19 protein-coding genes are annotated in these 21,328 nt (G+C 72.0%); 4 read left to right on the top strand and 15 right to left on the bottom strand.

Translation table 11 applies throughout. The features are described from left to right. The first annotated feature begins 46 nt into the window (after positions 1-46). Positions 47-637 carry a TIGR03086 family metal-binding protein gene (locus tag ACFPZN_RS13835; protein WP_378282318.1) on the top strand — a complete coding sequence of 197 codons (591 nt, stop codon included), beginning with the start codon at positions 47-49 and terminating at the stop codon, positions 635-637. Between the two features lie 21 nt (positions 638-658). Here ACFPZN_RS13835 and ACFPZN_RS13840 read toward each other — a convergent pair whose 3' ends face one another. Continuing rightward, positions 659-1,894: a DUF349 domain-containing protein gene (locus tag ACFPZN_RS13840; RefSeq protein WP_378282319.1), complete on the bottom strand. Its 1,236-nt coding sequence runs from the start codon at positions 1,892-1,894 to the stop codon at positions 659-661. A 73-nt stretch (positions 1,895-1,967) separates the two neighbouring features. Beyond that, positions 1,968-2,744 (bottom strand): peptidylprolyl isomerase, encoded by a 777-nt coding sequence (locus tag ACFPZN_RS13845; protein ID WP_378282320.1) that lies wholly within the window; start codon positions 2,742-2,744, stop codon positions 1,968-1,970. A 331-nt stretch (positions 2,745-3,075) separates the two neighbouring features. Here ACFPZN_RS13845 and ACFPZN_RS13850 point away from each other — a divergent pair, with 331 nt between their 5' ends. The 3 genes from ACFPZN_RS13850 to aspS are packed head-to-tail and all read left to right on the top strand — an operon-like array spanning position 3,076 to position 6,802. Continuing rightward, positions 3,076-3,768 (top strand): MBL fold metallo-hydrolase, encoded by a 693-nt coding sequence (locus ACFPZN_RS13850; protein ID WP_378282321.1) that lies wholly within the window; start codon positions 3,076-3,078, stop codon positions 3,766-3,768. An 11-nt stretch (positions 3,769-3,779) separates the two neighbouring features. Then, positions 3,780-5,048: a histidine--tRNA ligase gene (hisS, locus tag ACFPZN_RS13855; RefSeq protein WP_378282322.1), complete on the top strand. Its 1,269-nt coding sequence runs from the start codon at positions 3,780-3,782 to the stop codon at positions 5,046-5,048. Further along, entirely contained in the window at positions 5,045-6,802 is a 1,758-nt protein-coding gene (aspS, locus tag ACFPZN_RS13860) for an aspartate--tRNA ligase (protein WP_378282323.1), read from the top strand. Before hisS ends, aspS begins: the two co-directional genes overlap by 4 nt. 238 nt (positions 6,803-7,040) lie before the next feature. On the opposite strand, the gene ACFPZN_RS13865 is transcribed toward aspS, so the two are convergent. From ACFPZN_RS13865 to pdxS, 13 genes are all read right to left on the bottom strand, one after another. Then, the gene (locus ACFPZN_RS13865) at positions 7,041-9,551 is read right to left on the bottom strand and encodes a RelA/SpoT family protein (protein ID WP_378282410.1); all 2,511 of its coding nucleotides are present in this window, start codon (positions 9,549-9,551) and stop codon (positions 7,041-7,043) included. A gap of 560 nt (positions 9,552-10,111) precedes the next feature. After that, positions 10,112-10,654, bottom strand: a complete 543-nt coding sequence (locus ACFPZN_RS13870; protein WP_378282324.1) for an adenine phosphoribosyltransferase — start codon at positions 10,652-10,654, stop codon at positions 10,112-10,114. A gap of 69 nt (positions 10,655-10,723) precedes the next feature. Continuing rightward, positions 10,724-11,893 (bottom strand): protein translocase subunit SecF, encoded by a 1,170-nt coding sequence (gene secF / locus ACFPZN_RS13875; protein ID WP_378282325.1) that lies wholly within the window; start codon positions 11,891-11,893, stop codon positions 10,724-10,726. Beyond that, complete coding sequence (gene secD / locus ACFPZN_RS13880) at positions 11,893-13,692, bottom strand: protein translocase subunit SecD (RefSeq protein ID WP_378282411.1); 1,800 nt, start codon at positions 13,690-13,692, stop codon at positions 11,893-11,895. Before secD ends, secF begins: the two co-directional genes overlap by 1 nt. A 141-nt stretch (positions 13,693-13,833) precedes the next feature. Then, positions 13,834-14,346 carry a preprotein translocase subunit YajC gene (gene yajC / locus ACFPZN_RS13885; protein WP_378282326.1) on the bottom strand — a complete coding sequence of 171 codons (513 nt, stop codon included), beginning with the start codon at positions 14,344-14,346 and terminating at the stop codon, positions 13,834-13,836. A gap of 202 nt (positions 14,347-14,548) precedes the next feature. Beyond that, positions 14,549-15,616, bottom strand: a complete 1,068-nt coding sequence (gene ruvB / locus ACFPZN_RS13890) for a Holliday junction branch migration DNA helicase RuvB (RefSeq protein ID WP_378282327.1) — start codon at positions 15,614-15,616, stop codon at positions 14,549-14,551. An 8-nt stretch (positions 15,617-15,624) separates the two neighbouring features. Further along, positions 15,625-16,224: a Holliday junction branch migration protein RuvA gene (gene ruvA / locus ACFPZN_RS13895; protein ID WP_378282328.1), complete on the bottom strand. Its 600-nt coding sequence runs from the start codon at positions 16,222-16,224 to the stop codon at positions 15,625-15,627. Beyond that, positions 16,221-16,763, bottom strand: coding sequence for a crossover junction endodeoxyribonuclease RuvC (gene ruvC, locus ACFPZN_RS13900; RefSeq protein WP_378282329.1), 543 nt, complete (start codon positions 16,761-16,763; stop codon positions 16,221-16,223). The genes ruvA and ruvC overlap by 4 nt, the downstream gene beginning before the upstream one ends. 94 nt (positions 16,764-16,857) lie before the next feature. Next, the gene (locus tag ACFPZN_RS13905; protein WP_378282330.1) at positions 16,858-18,012 is read right to left on the bottom strand and encodes a GNAT family N-acetyltransferase; all 1,155 of its coding nucleotides are present in this window, start codon (positions 18,010-18,012) and stop codon (positions 16,858-16,860) included. A gap of 72 nt (positions 18,013-18,084) precedes the next feature. Next, on the bottom strand, positions 18,085-18,834 hold the full coding sequence (locus tag ACFPZN_RS13910; protein WP_378282331.1) for a YebC/PmpR family DNA-binding transcriptional regulator: 750 nt from the start codon (positions 18,832-18,834) through the stop codon (positions 18,085-18,087). A 4-nt stretch (positions 18,835-18,838) separates the two neighbouring features. Beyond that, positions 18,839-19,459, bottom strand: coding sequence for a pyridoxal 5'-phosphate synthase glutaminase subunit PdxT (gene pdxT / locus ACFPZN_RS13915; RefSeq protein ID WP_378282332.1), 621 nt, complete (start codon positions 19,457-19,459; stop codon positions 18,839-18,841). A 108-nt stretch (positions 19,460-19,567) separates the two neighbouring features. Next, the gene (locus ACFPZN_RS13920) at positions 19,568-20,200 is read right to left on the bottom strand and encodes a DUF6928 family protein (RefSeq protein WP_378282333.1); all 633 of its coding nucleotides are present in this window, start codon (positions 20,198-20,200) and stop codon (positions 19,568-19,570) included. 171 nt (positions 20,201-20,371) lie between these two features. Continuing rightward, complete coding sequence (gene pdxS, locus ACFPZN_RS13925; RefSeq protein ID WP_378282334.1) at positions 20,372-21,292, bottom strand: pyridoxal 5'-phosphate synthase lyase subunit PdxS; 921 nt, start codon at positions 21,290-21,292, stop codon at positions 20,372-20,374. Positions 21,293-21,328: the final 36 nt, after the last annotated feature.

Here is a 21,328-nt window from a genome sequence, read left to right on the forward strand (position 1 = left end):
CCGATAACGCTTGACACCGAACCCGGTTCGCGGGTCACTGGCCACCATGGCTCCGAACCTCAGCGGATACCACCGGGCACTGGACCTCTTCGAGGACATGGTCGGCGGCGTGCCCGGCGATCGCTGGTCCGCGCCCTCGCCGTGCCCTGAGTGGACGGCCCGTGACGTCACCGGGCACGTCATCGCGGGTCAGTACGCCATCCTGGCGCTGGCCACCGGGCGGCCGGCCCCGGACGCGCCCTGCCGGCCCGGCGTGTTCGCCGCCGACGACGCGCTCCAGGCCTGGCGCACGGCGCGCAAGGAGTGCGACGCCGCGCTCACGCCGGAGGCGCTGCGCCGGCCGATCCCGTTCGGGACGCTGGGAGAGGTTCCGCTGATCGACTTCCTGGGCGCGAGCGTGCTGGAGCCCCTGGTGCACTCCTGGGATCTGGCCCGCGCCACCGGCCAGCCGGCCCGGCTCGACCCCGGCCTGGTGCACCACGCGTTCGCCACGGCCCAGGTGGTGGCCGCCGGCCTGCGCAGGGACGGGCGGCTGGGCCCGGCGCTGACGCCGCCGCGCGGCGCCGACGAGCAGACCCGGCTGCTGGCCTTCCTCGGCCGCGCCGCCGAACCGGCCGCCACGCGCCCGGCCGACTGAGATCGTCCCGGAGGGAAGGGGTCAGGAGAACTCGGCGAGGGTGCGCTCGGCCTCCTCCAGCCAGGCGCGGCGGGCCGTCAACGCCTCCTCCGCGTCCTTGACGGCCTTGTCCCGGCCCGCGCCGCGGGCCTTCTCCAGGTCCTTCTCCAGCTTCTCGATGGAGCCGCGCAGCTGCGCCACCGTCGCCTCGGCACGGGCCCGCGCCTCGGGGTTGGTGCGCTGCCACTCCTTCTCCTCGGCGCCCCGCACCGTCTCCTCGATCTTGCGGAGCCGGCCCTCCAGCCGGTCGCGCTGGTCGCGCGGCACCATACCGGCGGCCTCCCAGCGCTCCTGGATCGCGCGGAGCGCCTGCCGCGCCTGCCGCACGTCCCGGACGGGCAGCAGCCGCTCGGCCTCGGCGAGGATCTTCTCCTTCTCCTCGGCGTGCACCCGCAGCTCGGCGTCGCGCTCGGCGAACGCGGCGGACCGGGCGGCGAAGAAGACGTCCTGGGCGCCCTTGAACCGGGCCCACAGGTCCTCCTCCACCTCACGGGAGGCCCGCCCCGCCAGCTTCCAGCGGCGCATCAGGTCGCGGTAGGCGGCGGCGGTGTCGCCCCAGTCGGTGGACCCCTGCATCGCCTCGGCCTCGGCGACCAGGCGCTCCTTGTCGCGCCGGGCCTCCTCGCGCTGGTCGTCCAGGGTGGCGAAGTAGGCCTTGCGGCGCTTGGTGAAGGCGTTGCGGGCCGCCGACAACCGCTTCCACAGCGCGGTCTCGGTGGGACGGTCGATGCGGTCGGCCGCCTTCCACTCCTCCACCAGCCTGCGCAGCCGCTCGCCGCCGTTCTTCCAGTGGGTCTCCTCGGCCGCGATCCGCTCGGCCTCGGCGACGATCCGCTCCTTGATCTCGCGGGCCTCGTGCCGGGCGTGCTCGCGCTGGGCCTTGACCTCCTCGCGCTTGCGGCCGACCTGCTCGGTGAGGCCGTCCAGCCGCCGCACCAGGCTGTCGAGGTCGCCGACGGCGTGCGCGTCGGTGACGGCCTCGCGCAGCCGGGCGACGCTCTGCTGGGCCTGGGCGGGCTGCAGGTCGGTGGTGCGCAGCCGCTGCTCCAGCAGGCCGATCTCGGTGGCCAGCGCGTCGTACTTGCGCTTGAAGTAGGCCAGGGCCTCCTCCGGTGCACCGGCCTGCCAGGAACCCACGACGCGCTCGCCGTCCGACGTCTTCACGTAGACGGTGCCGTCCTCGTCCACCCGGCCCCAGGGATCGGTCGCGCTGGACACCCTTGCCTCCTGAATCACGGGCCCGATCGTGTACACAACCACCGGACCCTCCACACCTTAGTATCCCGTTCGCCTAATTCCCGGCGATCGAGACGCTCTGGATCGTGACCTTCTTCTTCGGCTGCCCGGTGCCGTCCTCGCCGGGCTTGTCGACGCCGCCCTTGGCGACCTTCTCCAGCGCGTCCAGACCCGAGGTGATCTTGCCGAACACCGAGTAGTTCGGCTGCAGCTGCGAGTCGCCGTAGACGAGGAAGAACTGGCTGCCGTTGGTGCCGGGGCCGGAGTTGGCCATGGCGAGGGTGCCCTTGGTGTACTTGGCGCCCTCGAGGTTCTCGTCGGCGAACTGGTAGCCCGGGCCGCCGGAGCCGGAGCCGGTCGGGTCGCCGCACTGCAGCATCCGCAGGCCCTCGCTGGTGGACAGCCGGTGGCACGAGGTCTTCTCGAAGAACTTCTTCGCCGCCAGGAAGACGAAGGAGTTGGTGGTGCAGGGGGCCTTGGCGCCGTCCAGTTCGATCCCCACGTCGCCCTGGGTGGTCTTGATCGTCGCCTTGACCGGGCCCTTGTGCTGCGGCGTCGCGGCCGGGGTGCCCAGGTCCTTGGGCGCCCCCGCCTCCTGGGCCGGGGTGTAGGTGCAGTCGCCCGCCTTGGCCTGCGGCTCCTCGGCGTTGGACGAGTCGTCCCGCCCCACCAGGGCCACGGTCCCGGCGGCACCCCCCGCGACGATCGCCACCGCGGCCACCACCCCGATGATCCGGATGCGGCGGGCACGGGCCTCCTGGGCGCGCCTACGCGCCTGCTGCCGCTCGTAACGCTGCCGAGCGAGCTCCTTCTTGCGGTCCTTCCCCGCCACGTGCCTAGCCTCCGGTGTGATCAGATCAGGTGAACGTGCAGCGCATAGTAGCGGTCCACGGCGAGCCGCGGGTCCGCCGTCACCCGGCCGGACCGGCCCGCCACCGCGGGTGCCCGGCCGCCGCCGCCGCGACACGACGATCAGTGAATCCCGTTCGCGGTGGCCACGGCCCCGCCGGTACCCTCGGAGGCACCGCGCGATTGGCCGGGTGTGGCCCGGCCACGGCGCGCACCGGACCCACAGCTCCATCCAGCGAAGTTTCAGGAACGCCGCTTCCCGGACGCGCTGACGAACCGCACCGCCGCAACCATGGCCTGAAGGAAGGACGACCGTGCTCGTCGCCGGGTTCCCCGCAGGATCGTTCGCCGCGAACTGCTTCGTCGTGGCACCCGCCGCGGGTGAGGAGTGCGTCATCATCGACCCCGGCCAGGACGCCGAGGCCGGAATCGAGGAGATCCTGCGCGAACACAGGCTCAAGCCGGTCGCGGTGCTCCTCACCCACGGCCATCTCGATCACGTCTGGTCGGTCGCGCCGGTCTGCGGCGCCAAGGACGTCCCGGCCTACATCCATCCCGACGACCGCGACCTGCTCAGCGATCCCGCCAAGGGCTTCTCGCTGAACGCGGGCCAGCAGCTGTTCGGCGGGCTGGAGCTGTCCGAGCCCGACGATGTGAAGGAGCTGACCGACGGGGCCGCGCTGGAGCTGGCGGGGCTGAGCTTCACCGTCGACCACGCCCCGGGCCACACGCCTGGGTCGGTGACGTTCAGGACGCCGCCCGCGGGGGAGATCCCCGACGTGATGTTCAGCGGGGACCTGCTGTTCGCGGGTTCGATCGGGCGCACCGACCTGCCGGGCGGCTCCTACGAGGAGATCCTCGCCAGCCTGGCCCGGGTGTGCCTGACGCTGCCCGACCAGACCGTCGTCCTGCCGGGCCACGGCGAGCAGACCACCATCGGCCGCGAGCGCGCCACCAATCCGTTCCTGGCGGAAGTGCCCGCAGACGGTCCACGACAGGGATTCTGACCTTAACGATCATGAGTTCGAGCTTTCAGGCCCCCAAGGGGGTCAGCGAATACGTCCCGCCGCGCGCGGACCTGTTCTCGGCCATCCGCCAGGCGTTCGCCGAGCAGGCCAGGCTGGCCGGGTACGGCTATCTGGAGCTGGCGGTCTTCGAGGACACCAACCTCTTCAAACGGGGGGTCGGGGAGTCCACCGACGTGGTCAGCAAGGAGATGTACACCTTCGAGGACCGGGGCGGCCGGTCGCTGACGCTGCGCCCGGAGTTCACCGCCGGGGTGCTGCGGTCGGTGCTGGAGCACGGCCTGCACAAGCAGGGCGGGCTGCCGGTCAAGATCTGGACGACCGGCCCGGCGTTCCGCGCCGAACGGCCCCAGCAGGGCCGCTACCGGCAGTTCTACCAGCTCGACCTGGAGGCCATCGGCAGCGAGGACCCGCAGGTCGACGCCGAGACGATCGCGATCGCCTGGAACTGGTACCGCTCCCTCGGCCTCACCCAGGTGCGGCTGCTGCTGAACTCGCTGGGCTGCAAGGAGTGCCGTCCCGCCTACCGGGCCCTGCTGCAGGACTTCCTGCACGGCCTCGACCTGGACGAGGCCACCCGCGCCCGCATCGACATCAACCCGCTGCGGGTGCTGGACGACAAGCGTCCCGCGGTGCGGGCCCAGCTGGACGGCGCCCCGCTGATGGCCGACCACCTGTGCGGCGACTGCAAGGCCCACCACGACCGGGTCCGCGAGCTGCTCGCCGACCTGGGCATCGCCTGGGAGGACACCCCCACGCTGGTGCGCGGGCTGGACTACTACACCCGCACCACCTACGAGTTCGACCACCCGCTGCTCGGCGCCCAGTCGGGCATCGGCGGAGGCGGCCGCTACGACGGCCTGTCGGAGGACATCGGCGGCCCGCCGCTGCCCGGCATCGGGTTCGGGCTCGGCCTCGACCGCACCGTCCTGGCGCTGGAGGCCGAGGGCACCGGCTTCACCGCCCCGCCGCGCTGCCAGGTGTTCGGCGTCGCGCTCGGCGACGAGCCGGGCCGCAGGCTGTTCACGCTGGTGAACGAGCTGCGCCAGGCCGGGATCGCGGCCGACATGGCCTACGGGGGCAAGAAGCTCAAGGGCGCCATGAAGGACGCCGACCGGTCGGGGGCACGGTACGCGGTGATCCTGGGCGAGCGAGATATCGCCGCCGGGTCCGCGCAGGTGAAGGACCTGGAAGGCGGTGACCAGGCCGCCGTGCCGCTCCCCCAGATCGTCTCCACGTTGAAGGAAAGGCTTTCAGGATGATCCGCTCGCACGAGGCGGGGACGCTCCGCAAGGAGCATGCCGGTCAGCAGGTCACGCTGGCCGGCTGGGTGGCCCGCCGGCGCGACCACGGCGGTGTCACGTTCATCGACCTGCGCGACGCCTCCGGCACCGCGCAGGTGGTGTTCCGGGAAGAGGACACCGCGCACGACCTGCGGTCGGAGTACTGCGTCAAGATCACCGGCGAGGTGCGGGTGCGGCCCGCCGGCAACGAGAACCCCGAGCTGCCCACCGGCGACATCGAGGTCGCCCCCTCCGACATCGAGGTGCTGTCGGAGGCGGCGCCGCTGCCGTTCCCGATCGAGGGCGACGTCAACGTCAACGAGGAGGTCCGGCTCAAGTACCGGTACCTCGACATCCGCCGCGACGCCGTCGCGAAGGCGATGCGGGTCCGCTCCGAGGGCTCCTTCCTCGTGCACGAGGTCATGCGCGAGCACGGCTTCGTCAACGTCGAGACCCCGACGCTGACCCGCTCCACCCCCGAGGGCGCCCGCGACTTCCTGGTGCCGGTCCGGCTCAAGCCGGGCAGCTGGTACGCGCTGCCGCAGTCCCCGCAGCTGTTCAAGCAGCTGCTGATGGTCTCCGGCCTGGAGCGCTACTACCAGATCGCGCGCTGCTACCGCGACGAGGACTCCCGCGCCGACCGGCAGCCGGAGTTCACCCAGATCGACATCGAGATGTCGTTCGCGGAGCAGGACGACGTGATCCGGGTCGCCGAGGACCTGGTGGCACGGCTGTGGAAGGAGATCGCCGGGTACGAGGTCCCCCGGCCGATCCCCCACCTCACCTACGCCGAGGCCCTGTCGCGGTACGGCTCCGACAAGCCCGACCTGCGCTTCGGCAACGAGCTGACCGAGCTGACCGAGTACTTCTCCGGCACCTCGTTCCGGGTGTTCCAGGCCCCCTACGTCGGCGCCGTCGTGATGCCGGGCGGGGCCTCCCAGACCCGCAAGGAGCTGGACGCCTGGCAGGACTGGGCCAAGGCGCGCGGCGCCCGCGGCCTGGCCTACGTCCTGGTCCAGGAGGACGGCACGCTCGGCGGCCCGGTCGCCAAGAACCTCTCCGACGACGAGAAGGCCGGGCTGGCCGCCAAGGTCGGCGCCGCGCCCGGTGACGCGGTCTTCTTCGCGGCCGGGAAGCCGCACGCGATGCGCGAGCTGCTGGGCGCCGCCCGGCTGGAGATCGGCCGCCGGTGCGGTCTGATCGACGAGTCGGCGTGGGCGTTCTGCTGGGTGGTGGACGCGCCCGTGTTCGAGCCCGCCGAGGACGAGAAGGGCGAGCAGATCGGCTGGACGCCGGTGCACCACCCGTTCACCGCGCCCAAGCCCGCGTACTGGGGCGACTTCCAGGAGCGCCCCGGCGAGGCCCTCGCCGACGCCTACGACATCGTCTGCAACGGCAACGAGATCGGCGGCGGCTCCATCCGTATCCACCGCGCCGAGATGCAGCAGCGTGTGTTCGACGTGCTGGGTCTGTCGAAGGAGGAGGCCGAGTCCAAGTTCGGGTTCCTCCTGGAGGCGTTCAAGTACGGCCCGCCCCCGCACGGCGGCATCGCCTTCGGCTGGGACCGCATGGTCATGCTGCTGGCCGGGGTCGACACCATCCGCGATGTGATCGCCTTCCCGAAGGCCGCCTCCGGGCACGACCCGCTGACCGGCGCCCCCACCCCCATCACCGAGCAGCAGCGCGCGGAGGCCGGCGTCGACGCCGTCCCCGAGGACACCCCCGAAAACTGAGCGTGCGCAAAAGGGCCGGTCCCAACGGACCGGCCCTTTCCTCGTGGAAAGACCACCCAAGCCCGCTGAGCAACCCCGCGACGACCTCAGGCGTCGCGATCGCGTGCGAAGCCAGGTTCGAGCGAAGCGAGAACCTGATCGCGAAGCGAGCCGTCAAGGCGAGTTCGGAGCGATGCAGCGATCGCCGTCGGCGCGACAAGCGAGGAGCGCCAGCGACGAGCGCAGCTCGCGCCGACAATCAACGCTGCGCGCCGCTGGTGACGCGGTAGACGTCGTAGACGCCGTCGATCGAGCGGACCGCCTTCAGGACGTGCCCCAGATGCTTGGGGTCGCCCATCTCGAAGGTGAAGCGGCTGACGGCGACCCGGTCGCGGGTGGTGGTGACCGACGCGGACAGGATGTTGACGTGCTGGTCCGACAGCACCCGCGTCACGTCCGACAGCAGCCGCGGCCGGTCGAGCGCCTCCACCTGGATGGCGACCAGGAAGACCGAGTCCTCGCCGGGCGACCACTTGACGTCGATCAGCCGGTCCGGCTGGGATTTCAGGCTGGCCACGTTGGCGCAGTCGGAGCGGTGCACCGACACGCCGTGCCCGCGGGTCACGAAGCCGACGATGTCGTCGCCGGGCACCGGGGTGCAGCAGCGCGACAGCCGCACCCACACGTCGGAGTCGCCCGCCACGACCACGCCGGGGTCGCCGGTCGTCCGGGTGCGCTTGCGCTTGGTGGGGAGCGCGATCTCGGCCAGGTCCTCGTCGGCGCTCTCCACCCCGCCGAGGGCCTCCACCAGCCGCTGGACGACGTTCTGCGCGGAGATGTGGCCCTCGCCGACGGCGGCGTACAGCGAGGAGACGTCCGGGTAGCGCATGTCGCGGGCGAGCGCCAGCAGCGCCTCTCCCGACATCATCCGCTGCAGCGGCATGTTCTGCTTGCGCATCGCGCGGGCGATGGAGTCCTTGCCGGACTCGATCGCGGTGTCCCGCCGCTCCTTGGAGAACCAGTGCTTGATCTTGTTGCGGGCGCGGGCGCTCTTGACGAAGTTGAGCCAGTCGCGGCTGGGCCCGGCGTCCTGGGACTTGGAGGTGAAGACCTCGACGGTGTCGCCGTTGTCCAGGGTGGACTCCAGCGGCACCAGCCGCCCGTTGACGCGGGCGCCGATACATCGGTGCCCGACCTCGGTGTGGATGGCGTAGGCGAAGTCGACCGGCGTCGCCCCCTGCGGAAGGGCCATCACGTCGCCCTTGGGGGTGAAGACGAACACCTCCGAGACCGACAGGTCGAACCGCAGCGACTCCAGGAACTCGGCCGGGTCGGCGGTCTCCTTCTGCCAGTCGAGCAGTTGCCGCAGCCACTGCATGTCGCCGGCCTTCCGGCCGCCGACCGTCTCCTCCTTGTACTTCCAGTGCGCCGCGACGCCGTACTCGGCCCGCCGGTGCATGCCCCAGGTGCGGATCTGCAGCTCGACCGGCTTGCCCTCGGGCCCTATCACCGTCGTGTGCAGCGACTGGTACATGTTGAACTTCGGCATCGCGATGTAGTCCTTGAACCGGCCGGGGACCGGGTTCCATCGCGCGTGGATCGAGCCGAGGGCGGCGTAGCAGTCGCGGACGCTGTCGACCAGCACCCGGATGCCGACCAGATCGTAGATGTCGTCGAAGCTGACATCCCGGGCGATCATCTTCTGGTAGATCGAGTAGTAGTGCTTGGGTCGGCCGGTCACGCTGGCCTTGATCTTGGCCTCGCGCAGGTCGGTCGACACGTTCTCGATCACGTCCTGCAGGAAGTCGTCGCGGCGCGGGGCGCGTTCGGCGACCAGCCGGGCGATCTCGTCGAACCGCTTGGGGTAGAGCGTGGCGAACGAGAGGTCCTCCAGCTCCCACTTCAGCGTGTTCATGCCCAGCCGGTGGGCCAGCGGCGCGAAGACCTCCAGCGTCTCGCGGGCCTTCTTCTCCTGCTTGTGCCGCGGCATGTAGCGCAGCGTGCGCATGTTGTGCAGCCGGTCGGCGAGCTTGATCACCAGTACCCGGATGTCGCGGGACATCGCCACGACCATCTTGCGGACGGTCTCGGCCTCGGCCGCCTCGCCGTACTTGACCTTGTCGAGCTTGGTCACCCCGTCGACCAGCGCGGTGATCTCGTCGCCGAAGTCGGAGCTCAGTTCCTCGAGGGTGTAGGCGGTGTCCTCGACGGTGTCGTGCAGCAGCGCCGCGCACAGCGTCTCGGTGTTCATCCCGAGCTCGGCCAGGATGGCGGTGACGGCGAGCGGGTGGGTGATGTAGGGGTCGCCGCTCTTGCGCTTCTGATCGCGGTGGTAGTGCGCCGCGACGTCGTAGGCGCGCTCGATCTGCCGCAGGTCCGCCTTCGGATGCGTGTTGCGGACGGTCTTGATCAGTGGTTCGAGTACCGGGTTCATGGTGGGACCGCGCTGGGAGCCCAGGCGGGCGAGCCTGCGGCGCACCCGGGCGGCGGACGGCGGGATCGTGGTCTGGGACGGGCTCGCGGCCCGGCCGGACCTGGACGAGGACGTACTGGTGGACGGGCCTCCCGGCCCTTTGTGTCCGGAGTCTGAGGCCCTGGTGGGCCTCGTTCCCTGCCGGTCGGAGGCTCTGGCAGGCGGCGCCCCACCGGAGGAGCGCCCCGGCGGGGGGCTCCCCGTCCCGCCGGAGGAGGACGCGGGCTGTGGGGACGAGGGCTCTGCGGAGGCGGGCCTGGCGGACGTGCCCTTCGCCCGGGGCTCCTCGGGGGTGATCTTCGTCACATCGGACCCGCTGCCGGGTCCGGTGGTCGCGTCTTCCGGGGAGGGCCGGCCGGCGAGGGCGTCCGCCGCCTCCGGCGTGACCTCGGCGATCCGGGGCGTCGAGCCCGCCGGATTCGGCCTGCCGGACCGGGACGGTGCGGCGGCGGGACCGGAGCGGGTGGGAGGAGTTTCGGTCGGGCCGTTGGCGGCCGCGGCGGCGGGTGCCTGGGATCCGGAACCGGTGGACGTGGCCTGGCCGTCGGGTGATCCGCCCGCCGGAGCGGGGCCGCCGGGCTCACCGGGGGCGGGCTCGGGGGCGGAGGGCGCGGAGGGCGCGGAGGCCGTGCCGGCGGCCCTGGTCCGGGACGCGTGCGCGTCCCGCCTGGTCCCCGGCTGCGTCGCCGGGCCCGCCGTTCCCTCGGCCACCGTTTCGGTCACCGCGTCGGTCGATACCACCTCACCGGGCACCCAGCCTCCTCTGACCTCGGGGCGCCGTAGCCTCCTCGCCGAGCGGGATGCGCCCGTCCCCCGCCGGACCCGATGGCGTCAGTGTATCCGCCACCCATTTCGTACTAGACCGTAACCAGTGAATGAACGTCCAGATTCCCGAGCTTGTCCCGTCCGTGCAGGAACGACAGCTCCATCAGGACCGAAATCCCGACGACCTCGCCGCCCGCCCGGCGGACCAGTTCCGCCGCCGCCCGGGCGGTGCCGCCCGTGGCCAGGACGTCGTCGACGATCAGCACCCGTTCACCGGAACCGAACGCGTCCACGTGCATCTCGATGGTCTCGGTCCCGTACTCGAGATCATAGGTCTCCTCGTACGAGCGCGAGGGCAGCTTTCCCTTTTTCCGCACGGGGACGAACCCTGCACCGAAGTGGTAGGCCACCGGGGCGGCCAGGATGAACCCGCGCGCCTCGATCCCGACGATCTTGTCGACGGTGCCGCGGCCGTGGTGGTTGACGATGGCGTCCACCACGCCCGCGAACGCCACGTGGTCGGCCAGCAGCGGGGTGATGTCCTTGAAGACGACGCCGGCCTTGGGATAGTCGGCCACGTCCCGGATCCGGTCCTGGATCAGCTTGTCGAGGTCCACCTGATGCTCCCTGGTCATGCGTCGGCCGTGCCCCCGTCCCGAGGACGGTGGGCACGGCCGGCGCTTCCGTTCGTTCGCTGTCCGCCGCTACTTGCCCCGGCGCTGCTGCCGGGAGCCCCGCTTGGGCTGCTGGCGCGGCCCCTGCTGGACGACCTTGCGCACGCTCACCGAGGCCGGGAGCTCGTCCGCCGGGACGTCGTCGGAGGGCTCCGCGTCGTCACCGGGGTCGCCCGAGCCGCCGCCTCCGCCGACGGCCACCGCCGCCTCGGCCTTGGCCACCTTGGCCTGCCGCTTGGCGCTGCTCTCCCGCCGGGCGATGTTGGCCCGCAGCTCGCGGTACTTCGGCTCGCGCTCCTTCAGCTGCACCAGCAGCGGCGTGGCCACGCAGATCGAGGAGTAGGTACCGACGATCATGCCGACGAACAGCGACAGCGACAGGTCCTTCAGCGTGCCCGCGCCGAACAGCGTGGTGCCGATGAACAGGATCGCCGCGACCGGCAGGATCGCCACCAGCGAGGTGTTCAGCGAGCGCACCAGGGTGCTGCTGAGCGCCTGGTTGGCCGCCTCACTGTAGGTGATCTTGGAGGTGGGGCCGAGCGGCTTGGTGACCTCCTTGATCATGTCGAACACCACCACGGCGTCGTACAGCGAGTAGCCCAGGATGGTCAGGAAGCCCAGCAGCGTCGCGGGCGTGACCTCGAACCCCGACCAGGCGTACACGCCCGCCGTGATCACCAGGTCGTGCACCAGCGCCACCACGGCGGCCAGCGCCATCCGCCACTCGAACGCCACCGACAGGTAGGCGATGATCAAGATCATGAAGACCAGCAGCGCCTGCCAGGCCTTCTCGGAGATCTCACCGCCCCAGGACGCCCCCACCACCTGGGTGCTGACCCGCTGGGCGGGGACGTTCAGCTCCTCGGCGACGTGGTTCTTGACCTCGGTCACCTTGCCGGAGCTGAGGCTCTCGGTGGTGACCCGCCAGTCGCCGCCCGCCTTCTGCACGATCGCCTGGTGCGCCCCGCCGCCGGTGACGGCGCCGCGCACCTGCTCGATCGAGGCGCTGGGCGCGCTGAAGGTGAACACCGAACCGCCCTTGAACTCCACGCCGAAGTTCAGGCCCTGGATCAGCAGGCCGGCGATGGACACCACCAGCAGCAGCCCCGAGATGGAGTACCACACCTTTGGCTTGCCGACGATGTCGGCGCTGATCTCGCCCCGGTAGATCCGGGAGATGACTGCGCGCAGCCCCAGCATCAGGCCTCCTGGCTCTTCGGGCTCGTGGAGCGGGCGGAACCGGCGCCGGCGGTCGCGGTGGCCTTGGCCGGGCCGGCGGCGGGCACCGCGGCACCGGCGGTACGCGCCGCCGCCTTGCGCAGCCGCTTGGCGTCAAGCCCCGACAGCGGATGGCCGCGGCCGAAGAACCTGGTCCGCGACAGCAGGCCCACCAGCGGCTTGGTGAAGAAGAACACCACGACCACGTCGATCAGCGTCGTCAGGCCCATCGCGAACGCGAAGCCCCGGACCCCGCCGACCGCGAGGAAGTACAGCACGAGGGCGGCCAGGAAGGTCACCGCGTCGGCGACCAGGATGGTGCGCCGCGCCCGCTTCCACGCCACCTCGACCGAGGGCCGCAGCGTGCGTCCCGCGCGCAGTTCGTCGCGTAGTCGCTCGAAGTAGACGATGAACGAGTCGGCGGTGATGCCGATCGAGACGATCAGACCGATGATGTGCGGCAGCGACAGCCGGAAGCCCATGTTCTCACCCAGGATCACCACCGACACGTAGGTGATCCCGGTGGCCACCAGCAGGCTGGAGACCGCCACCAGCCCCAGGCCCCGGTAGTAGAGCAGGCAGTACAGCACCACCAGCACCAGCCCGATCGCACCGGCGATCATGCCGCCGCGCAGCTGGTCGGAGCCCAGCGTGGAGGACACCTCGTCGATCGAGCTCTGGGTGAACTCCAGCGGCAGCGCGCCGTACTTGAGCACGTTGGCCAGGTCGGTGGCGTAGACCTGGTTGAAGCTCTCCGGCGGGCCGTCGATCTGGGCGGTGCCGCCGGTGATGGCGCCCCGGCTGATGCTGGGCGCCGACACGACCTGGCCGTCAAGGACGATCGCGATCTGGGAGCGCGGGGAGCTGGGGTCCTGCTGGTAGGCCTGGTACGCCTCGGTGGTGGCCTGCCCGAACTGGCGGCCGCCCAGGGACTTGAACTTCATGCTGACCCACCAGCTGCTCTGCCCCTGGGTGGCGTCCGGCGGCATCGCCGAGGCGTCGGAGACCTGCTCGCCCAGCACCCGGACCGGGCCGAGGATGTACTTGGCGACCTGGCCCCGCTCCTCCTTCTGGTCGCAGGCGGCGACCCACTTGCGGTTGGGGTCGTTGGACCCCTGCACCCGCTTGTCGGGCACGTAGCAGTTCAGCTCCTCGAACTGCTGGATGACCTTCTTGTCGTCGATGCCGGTGTAGTCGGGGGCGCCGCCGGCGGCGCCCGGCGGCACCAGGTTCGACGGCAGCGACGTCGGCGCCTGCGAGGCCGGGGCGGAGGGCGACGCCGACGGCGACGCCCCGCCCGAGCCGGACGGCGTGGGCGTCGGCGCCGCGAACGCCTCCGACATGGCCCGGCCCCGCGAGGACGGCGACGCGCTGGGCGAGCCGCTCGGCGACGGGCTCGGCTTGCCCGAGCTCTTGGGGGTGGGCGTGGCCGCCGGGCTCGGCGCCGCCCCCGTCGGCTTGCCGTCGGCCACCGCGTACACCTGGCGGAACTGCAGCTTGGCCGTGGTGCCGATGAGCTGGACGACCCGGTCCTGGCCCTCGCCCGGCACGTTCACCACGATGTTGCTGGAGCCCTGCTTGGCCACCTCGGCGTCCGAGACCCCCAGACCGTTGACCCGCTGGGTCATGATCTTGACGGCCTGGTCCATCTGGGTGGACGGCGGCGTCCGCCCGTCGGCGGTCTTGGCGGTCAGCGTGACGGTGGTCCCGCCGGCCAGGTCCAGCCCCAGCTTGGGGGTGGGCTGACCCTGCAGGAACATCACGCCGGTGAGGGCCGCCATGACCACGAACAGCGCGAGGAGCGTACGCCCTGGATTGGGAATGTTGCTGCGAGGCGGAGCCACTGGTCGTCTAACTTCCCGTAGTCGTCGTGGGTCGGCGACCGGGCGCCGCGCCCGGCCGTGGTCGGCGGATCGCCGGAATCAGCCGGAGGACTTCTTCAGGCCCTTGCCCGCGCCGGCTCCCTGCGCGGCGGGCTTGCCGTCCTTGCCGTCCTCGTCCTCGCCGGCGGCGGCCCCGCCGTCCTCGGCGTCGGCGGACTCGCCCTTGCCGTCCTTCTTCAGGTCGGTCTTGGCGGTCTCCTCGCCGAGGTCATCGTCGTCGTCCTCGGTGAGGTCGATCTCCTCGGCGGGCTTGTCGGCCTCGGTGACGACCTGCATCACGGACTGCTTGACGAACCGGGCCTGGACACCGGGGGCGATCTCCAGCACGAGGCCGTCGTCGTCCACCGACACCACGTCGGCGTACATCCCGCTGGTCGTCATCACCCGCGCCCCGGGCGCCAGGGCGCTCTGCATCTGCATCTGCTCCTTGCGCCGCTTGCTCTGCGGGCGGATCAGCAGGAAGTAGAAGACCAGGGGAACGGCCAGGAGCAGCAGGAGGTTGAAGGCCCCGCTACCGCCCTGCTCTGCCGCAATAATCATGTCGCTGCCCATCACTGGGGCATCCTTCCGATGTGGTTTGCCCAGCCTGTCGCCGGTGTGGCGGCATCCGATGGAGCGGTCGGCCGGGAACGGGTGACCAAGTCCCGGAGTCTAGAGAGTACGCCAGACACCGGCAACGACGTGACGATCGGGAGCGGCGTGAAGTTCCCAAGCCGTTACTGCCCGCACGCCACTCCGTGATCATCGGCGACGATCACTGCTCCGGCGGGTCGCCGTCGTCGTCCAGTGCGAACAGCGTACCCGCCATCGGCGCGGAGGCGGGCGGGGTGAGCCCCAGATGCGCCCACGCCGCCGGGGTGGCCACCCTGCCCCGTGGCGTGCGGGCCAGCAGACCCTGCCTGACCAGGAAGGGCTCGGCCACGACCTCGACCGTCTCGGGCTCCTCCCCCACCGACACCGCCAGCGTCGACAGCCCCACCGGTCCGCCGCCGAACTTGCGCATCAGCGAGGCCAGCACGGCCCGGTCGAGGCGGTCGAGGCCGCGCTCGTCGACCTCGTACAGCCTGAGCGCGGCCCGGGCCAGCTCGCGGTCGACGGCGCCGTCGGCGCGCACCTCCGCGTAGTCGCGGACGCGGCGCAGCAGCCGGTTGGCGATCCGGGGCGTGCCGCGGGAGCGCCCGGCGACCTCCGCGGCGCCCTCGTCGCTGATGTCGACCTCCAGCAGCCGGGCCGACCGCTTGACGATCACTTCCAGCTCGGCGGGCTCGTAGAAGTCCATGTGCGCCACGAACCCGAACCGGTCGCGCAGCGGCCCCGGCAGCATGCCCGCCCTGGTGGTGGCGCCGACCAGCGTGAACGGGGCGATGTCGAGCGGGATCGCGGTGGCCCCCGGGCCCTTGCCCACCACGACGTCGACGCGGAAGTCCTCCATCGCCATGTAGAGCATCTCCTCGGCGGGACGCGCCATCCGGTGGATCTCGTCCAGGAACAGCACCTCCCCCTCGGCGAGGGTGGACAGCACCGCCGCCAGGTCGCCGGCCCGCTCGATCGCGGGCCCTGAGGAGATCCGCAGCGGCTGCCCGAGCTCCGCCGCGACGATCATCGCGAGGGTGGTCTTGCCCAGCCCGGGCCCGCCCGACAGCAGCACGTGGTCGGGGGTGCGGCCGCGCCGCAGCGCGCTGTGCAGCACCAGCGACAGCTGCTCGCGCACCCGCTCCTGGCCGATGAAGTCGTCGAGCCGCTTGGGGCGCAGCGCGGCCTCGATGACCTGCTCCTCGGGCCCGTCGGCGTCGGCCGAGACGATCCGTTCGGGCTGGTCCATCGGCCCCGTCACCTGCTGAGCTTCTTCAGCGCGGACTTCAGCAGCACGGCGACCGGCGGCGGGTCGCCGCCGTCGAGGTCGGCGGCGACCGCGTCCACGGCGGCGTCGGCGTCCTTGGCCGACCAGCCCAGGTTGATCAGGCCGTTCTGGACCTGCTCGCGCCACGGCTCGGCGCGCACGGGGGCGCGCGTGTCGCCGCCCCCGACCGGGCCGCCGAGCCGGTCCTTCAGCTCCAGCACGATCCGCTGGGCGCCCTTCTTGCCGATGCCGGGCACCTTGGTCAGCGCCGCGAGGTCCTCGCCGGACACCGCCAGCCGCAGCGCGTCGGGGCTGTGCACGGCCAGCATCGCCAGCGCCAGCCGCGGGCCGACGCCGCTGGCGGTCTGCAGCAGCTCGAACACCGTCCGCTCGTCGTCGTCGGCGAACCCGAAGAGCGTCAGCGAGTCCTCCCGGACGACCAGCGAGGTCGGGACCCTGGCCTCCTCGCCCACCCGCAGCCCGGCGAGCGTCGCCGGGGTGCACTGCACCGACAGGCCCACGCCGTGCACGTCGATGACGGCGGCGTCCGGTCCGGCGGCGGCCACCGTGCCGCTGACGAAGGCGATCACTGGCTCGTTCCCCCTCGGGTGCTGGTGCGGTCGCTCCTGGTACGGGCGGCGGCCAGCCGCGCCTGCGCGCCGCCGCGCCAGACGTGGCAGATCGCCAGCGCCAGCGCGTCGGCCGCGTCGGCCGGCTTGGGCGCGGTCTCCAGCCGCAGCAGCCGCGTCACCATCTTCGTGACCTGGGCCTTGTCCGCGCGGCCGTTGCCGGTGACGGCGGCCTTGGCCTCGCTGGGGGTGTGCATCGCCACCGGCAGCCCGCGCCGGGCGGCGACCAGCATGGCGACCCCGGCCGCCTGCGCGGTGCCCATGACGGTGCGCACGTTGTGCTGGGAGAAGACCCGCTCGACCGCGACCGCGTCGGGCCGCAGCTCGTCCATCAGGGCCTCGATGCCGATCTCGATGCCCAGCAGGCGGGTGGCGATGTCGGCGTCGGGCGCGGTCCGGACGACCTCGACGCGCACCAGCCGCAGCGGTGTGCCCGGGGCGCCGTCGACCACGCCGACCCCGCATCTGGTGAGCCCGGGGTCCACGCCCATCACCCGCAACGCCGCTCCTTCGATCTTGTGTTCGACGGGTCGCCACGCTACTAAACCCGCCGGACAATCGTCGCGTATCCCGGGGACGTGTCGTCCCACCGGGTCAGAAGTGGTCGAGCGCGAACGGCGTGGCGGCGAAGGCCGCGTCCAGGGCGGGCGCGTCGCCCTCCAGGAGCCCGGCGGAGCGGAGCGTGGAGGTCGGCACCCCGCCGTACAGGGCGGCGAGGCCGCGGGCCCCGACCCGCACGGCCGGACGGCCCGCCGCGTTCCCGCGCTCCAGGCGGCCGGCGCCGTCCCGCACGCTCAGCCACCAGGACCCGGAGTTGGCCGGGAGCTGCGGATCGTCGATCTCCAGGGCGGCCTCGGCCGACACGCCGGGCGGGAAGCCGCGCGCCTCGACCGCGGCCGGGGCGTCGATCACGCGCAGCATCCAGCGGGTCCGCCGGACCTCCTCGAACGTGCGTTCCCGGGTCAGCCAGAAGACCGGGTCGTGCGGCGCCACGTTCGCGTACACGGTGGGAACGATCGACGAGCCGGACCCGACGAGCGCCCAGAGCGCCCGCAGCGTCGCCTCCGAGCCCGCCACCACCCGCTCGACCTCCAGGGACGTGTTGCCGTCGCCCCAGTGGTAGTCCAGGAAGCCGTCCTCGGCCAGGTAGTGGTAGACGTCGCGGTCGGCCAGGTAGATCCGCCAGGCCGTCTCTCCCCAGTCGATCGGCCCGCAGTGGCCGGCGTCGCGGTGCACCCGGCGGACGGTCTCGGCCACTTCGGCGGCGTCGTCGGGGCCCGCACGGCGCGGAGAGACGGAGGTGTCGGCCCGTACCTCGCGCAACGCCTCGGCGGGGAGCGCGGCCCGGTGCAGGGAACCGGCGTGCTCCCAGCCCAGCGAACGGTACAGCGGCGTGGTCGCGGGATACAGCACCGACAGGGGGTGCCCGAACGCGGCGCAGCGCTCCAGCACCTCGGTCATCAGACGGCGGCCGACCCCCCTGCCGCGGGCCTCGGGGGCCACCGCCACCGCGCCGACGCCTCCCATGGAGACGGGACGGCCGTGCCACCACTGCGCCAGGTCGTGGATCCGCGCCATCGCCACCGGCCGGCCGCCTTCGTAGCAGGCGAGCTGGCGGCCCCCGCGCAGCGTGTGGCCCGCGAGCCGGATGCCCTGCGCCCACTGGCCGTCCGACAGCGGCCCGAACCCCTGGGAACGCAGGTCGCGGACGGCGTCCAGCCCTGCGGCGTCCAACGACCGGATCTCCATGATCCCGACCCTACGGGACGCGCGGCCGGACGCCGCCGCGAGAGGCGGGCGGAGTCCGGACGCGGACCGCGGCTAGTCGAGGGAGGCCATGATCTCGTCGGAGACGTCGAAGTTGGCGTAGACGTCCTGGACGTCGTCGGAGTCCTCCAGGGCCTCGATCAGGCGGAACACCTTCTTGGCGTTCTCCTCGTCCAGCGGGACCGAGACGCTGGGCAGCCAGCTGGAGTCGGCCGACTCGTAGTCGATCCCGGCGTCCTGCAGCGCGGTGCGCACGGCGGTCAGGTCGCCGGCCTCGGAGACGACCTCGAAGTTGTCGCCGAGGTCGTTGACCTCCTCGGCGCCGGCGTCCAGGACGGCCAGCATGAGGTCGTCCTCGGTGGTGCCCGCCTTCGGGACGATCACGACGCCCTTGCGGTTGAACAGGTACGACACCGAGCCCGGGTCGGCCAGCGAGCCGCCGTTGCGGGTGAGCGCCACGCGCACCTCGGAGGCGGCGCGGTTGCGGTTGTCGGTCAGGCATTCGACCAGGAGCGCCACACCGCCGGGGGCGTAGCCCTCGTAGGTGATGTTCTGCCAGTCGGCGCCCCCGGCCTCCTCACCGGCGCCGCGCTTGCGCGCGCGCTCGATGTTGTCGTTGGGGACGGAGTTCTTCTTCGCCTTGAAGATGGCGTCGTACAGCGTCGGGTTGGCGTCGGGGTCGCCGCCGCCGGTCCGCGCCGCGACCTCGACGTTCTTGATCAGCTTGGCGAAGAGCTTGCCCCGCTTGGCGTCGAGGGCCGCCTTCTTGTGCTTGGTCGTCGCCCATTTGGAATGGCCGGACATCCTCTTACTCCTCCTCCATCGCCCGGCGCACCAGATCGGCGAAGTAGTGGTGCACTCGGTGGTCGCCCGTCAGTTCAGGATGGAACGCGGTCGCCATGAGGCGCCCTTGGCGGACGGCGACGATCCTACCGATGTTCGGGCCGCTCTCGGCGCGGCCGAGGACGCTGACGCCCGCGCCGACGGACTCGACCCAGGGCGCGCGGATGAAGACGGCGTGGAACGGCGTGTCCCCGACGCCCTCCAGCGGCACCTCGGCCTCGAAGGAGTCGACCTGGCGGCCGAAGGCGTTGCGGCGCACCGTCATGTCGATGCCGCCGATCGTCTCCTGGCCGTCCGCGCCGTCCCGGATCCGGTCCGCCAGCATGATCATGCCGGCGCAGGAGCCGTAGGCGGGCATGCCCGCCTCGATCCGCTTGCGCAGCGGTTCGAGCAGCTCGAAGGTGCGCGCCAGCCGCCACATCGTGGTGGACTCCCCGCCGGGGACGACCAGCGCGTCCACGCGCTCCAGCTCCTCGGGGCGGCGCACCCGCACGGTCCGCGCCCCGGCGCCCTCGAGGGCCCTGGCGTGTTCGCGCACGTCGCCCTGGAGGGCGAGGACGCCGATGGTGGGCACGGCAGCAGTCACGTGGAACCTTCCGGGGAGAGTGCAGGGGCGCGGGCGCCCCTCAGGACAACCCTAGACGTTCAAGTACAACGTTCCCGGACCTGGCACGTCTTCCCCCTGGCCGGGCCCTCAGGAGAGCTTGAAGCGGCGCACCGGCAGCTCCAGCGGCAGGAAGCCGTCCTCACCGCGGTCGGTGATGCCGCGGCCGAACATGTGGGCGCCCGCCAGCGCCAGCCCGAACTCCTCGGGGTCGAAGGGCAGCGGCACGTCCGGGGCGCCGTCGTCGACGGGCTTCCAGAACGGCGCCTCGACCGGCAGCCGCCCGCCCTGGTCGACCACCACGCCGTCCTCGGCGGTGACGAACACGTCGCGGCGCAGCAGGCCCCCCTCGTACCAGCGGAACCAGCAGCCGGAGATCACGCTGTGCAGGACGAGGACGCCGCAGCGCGCGCCGGGCAGGGTCGCGGCGACGCTGTCGGCGATCCGGCGGGCGTCGTCGTCGAGGCAGAACAGCCGCCGGTCGCACAGCAGCAGCGCGCGCCCCGGGCCGTCGCCGAACACGCCGACGAACAGCTCGTCCTCGTACGGCCACAGCGCGAAGTCCAGGACCGTGTCGCCGGTCTCGGTGAGGGTCGCGGCGGGATAGAGCCCGCGGGCCAGCGTCGCGGCGGCCTCGGGATCGGGGTGGGGGTCCAGGCCCGGCCGGAACACCTCGGCGGGTTCACCGGCGCTCGCACAGGCCAGCGCGACCGACCACCCCATGATCGTCCCCTCCCGCGGCCGCCTGCCGCCCGGGGGCCCGCTCCTCCCCCAACGACCGCGCGGCCAGCGTAAACCCTGGGGCGCGGGTTGGGGAGGGGGCGCCGCAAGTAACCGGCGGGTCACCGGCCCGCCGCCCGGAGCGGCCGGGGCCTGGCCGGCCCCGGCCCGGGGTCACCAGCCGCGGCCGGCGAACTTCTGGTCCTCGCCCAGGGAGGCGACGTTGATGCCGACCATGGCGTCGCCGAGGCCGCGCGAGACCTTGGCGATCACGTCCGGGTCGTCGTGGAAGGTGGTGGCCTCGACGATGGCCTTGGCGCGCTTGGCGGGGTCGCCGGACTTGAAGATGCCCGAGCCGACGAAGACTCCCTCGGCGCCCAGCTGCATCATCATGGCCGCGTCGGCCGGGGTCGCGATGCCGCCCGCGGTGAACAGCACCACCGGCAGCCTGCCCGCCTCGGCGATCTCCTTGACCAGCTCGTACGGCGCCTGCAGCTCCTTGGCGGCCACGTACAGCTCGTCCTCGGGCAGCCCCTGTAGCCGCCTGATCTCACCCCGGATCTTGCGCATGTGGGTGGTGGCGTTGGAGACGTCGCCGGTGCCGGCCTCGCCCTTGGAGCGGATCATGGCCGCGCCCTCGGTGATCCGGCGCAGCGCCTCGCCGAGGTTGACGGCCCCGCACACGAACGGGACGGTGAACGCCCACTTGTCGATGTGGTTCTCGTAGTCGGCCGGGGTCAGGACCTCGGACTCGTCCACGTAGTCGACGCCCAGCGCCTGCAGCACCCGGGCCTCGACGAAGTGGCCGATCCGGGCCTTGGCCATGACGGGGATGGAGACCGCCGCCTTGATGCCCTCGATCATGTCGGGGTCGCTCATCCGGGAGATGCCGCCCTCGGCGCGGATGTCGGCGGGCACCCGCTCGAGCGCCATCACGGCGACCGCGCCGGCGTCTTCGGCGATCTTCGCCTGGTCGGGCGTGACCACGTCCATGATCACTCCGCCCTTGAGCATCTCCGCCATGCCGCGCTTGACCCGGGCGGTCCCGGTGGCGGGAGCGTTGGTCGGCTCGGGGGCGGGATTCGCAGTGGACACGGGCATTCCTCACGTGGACGGACGACGGGTATGAAT

Origin of the sequence: Actinomadura rugatobispora, assembly GCF_042656285.1 — a bacterium.
Classification (GTDB): Bacteria; Actinomycetota; Actinomycetes; order Streptosporangiales; family Streptosporangiaceae; genus Spirillospora; species Spirillospora rugatobispora.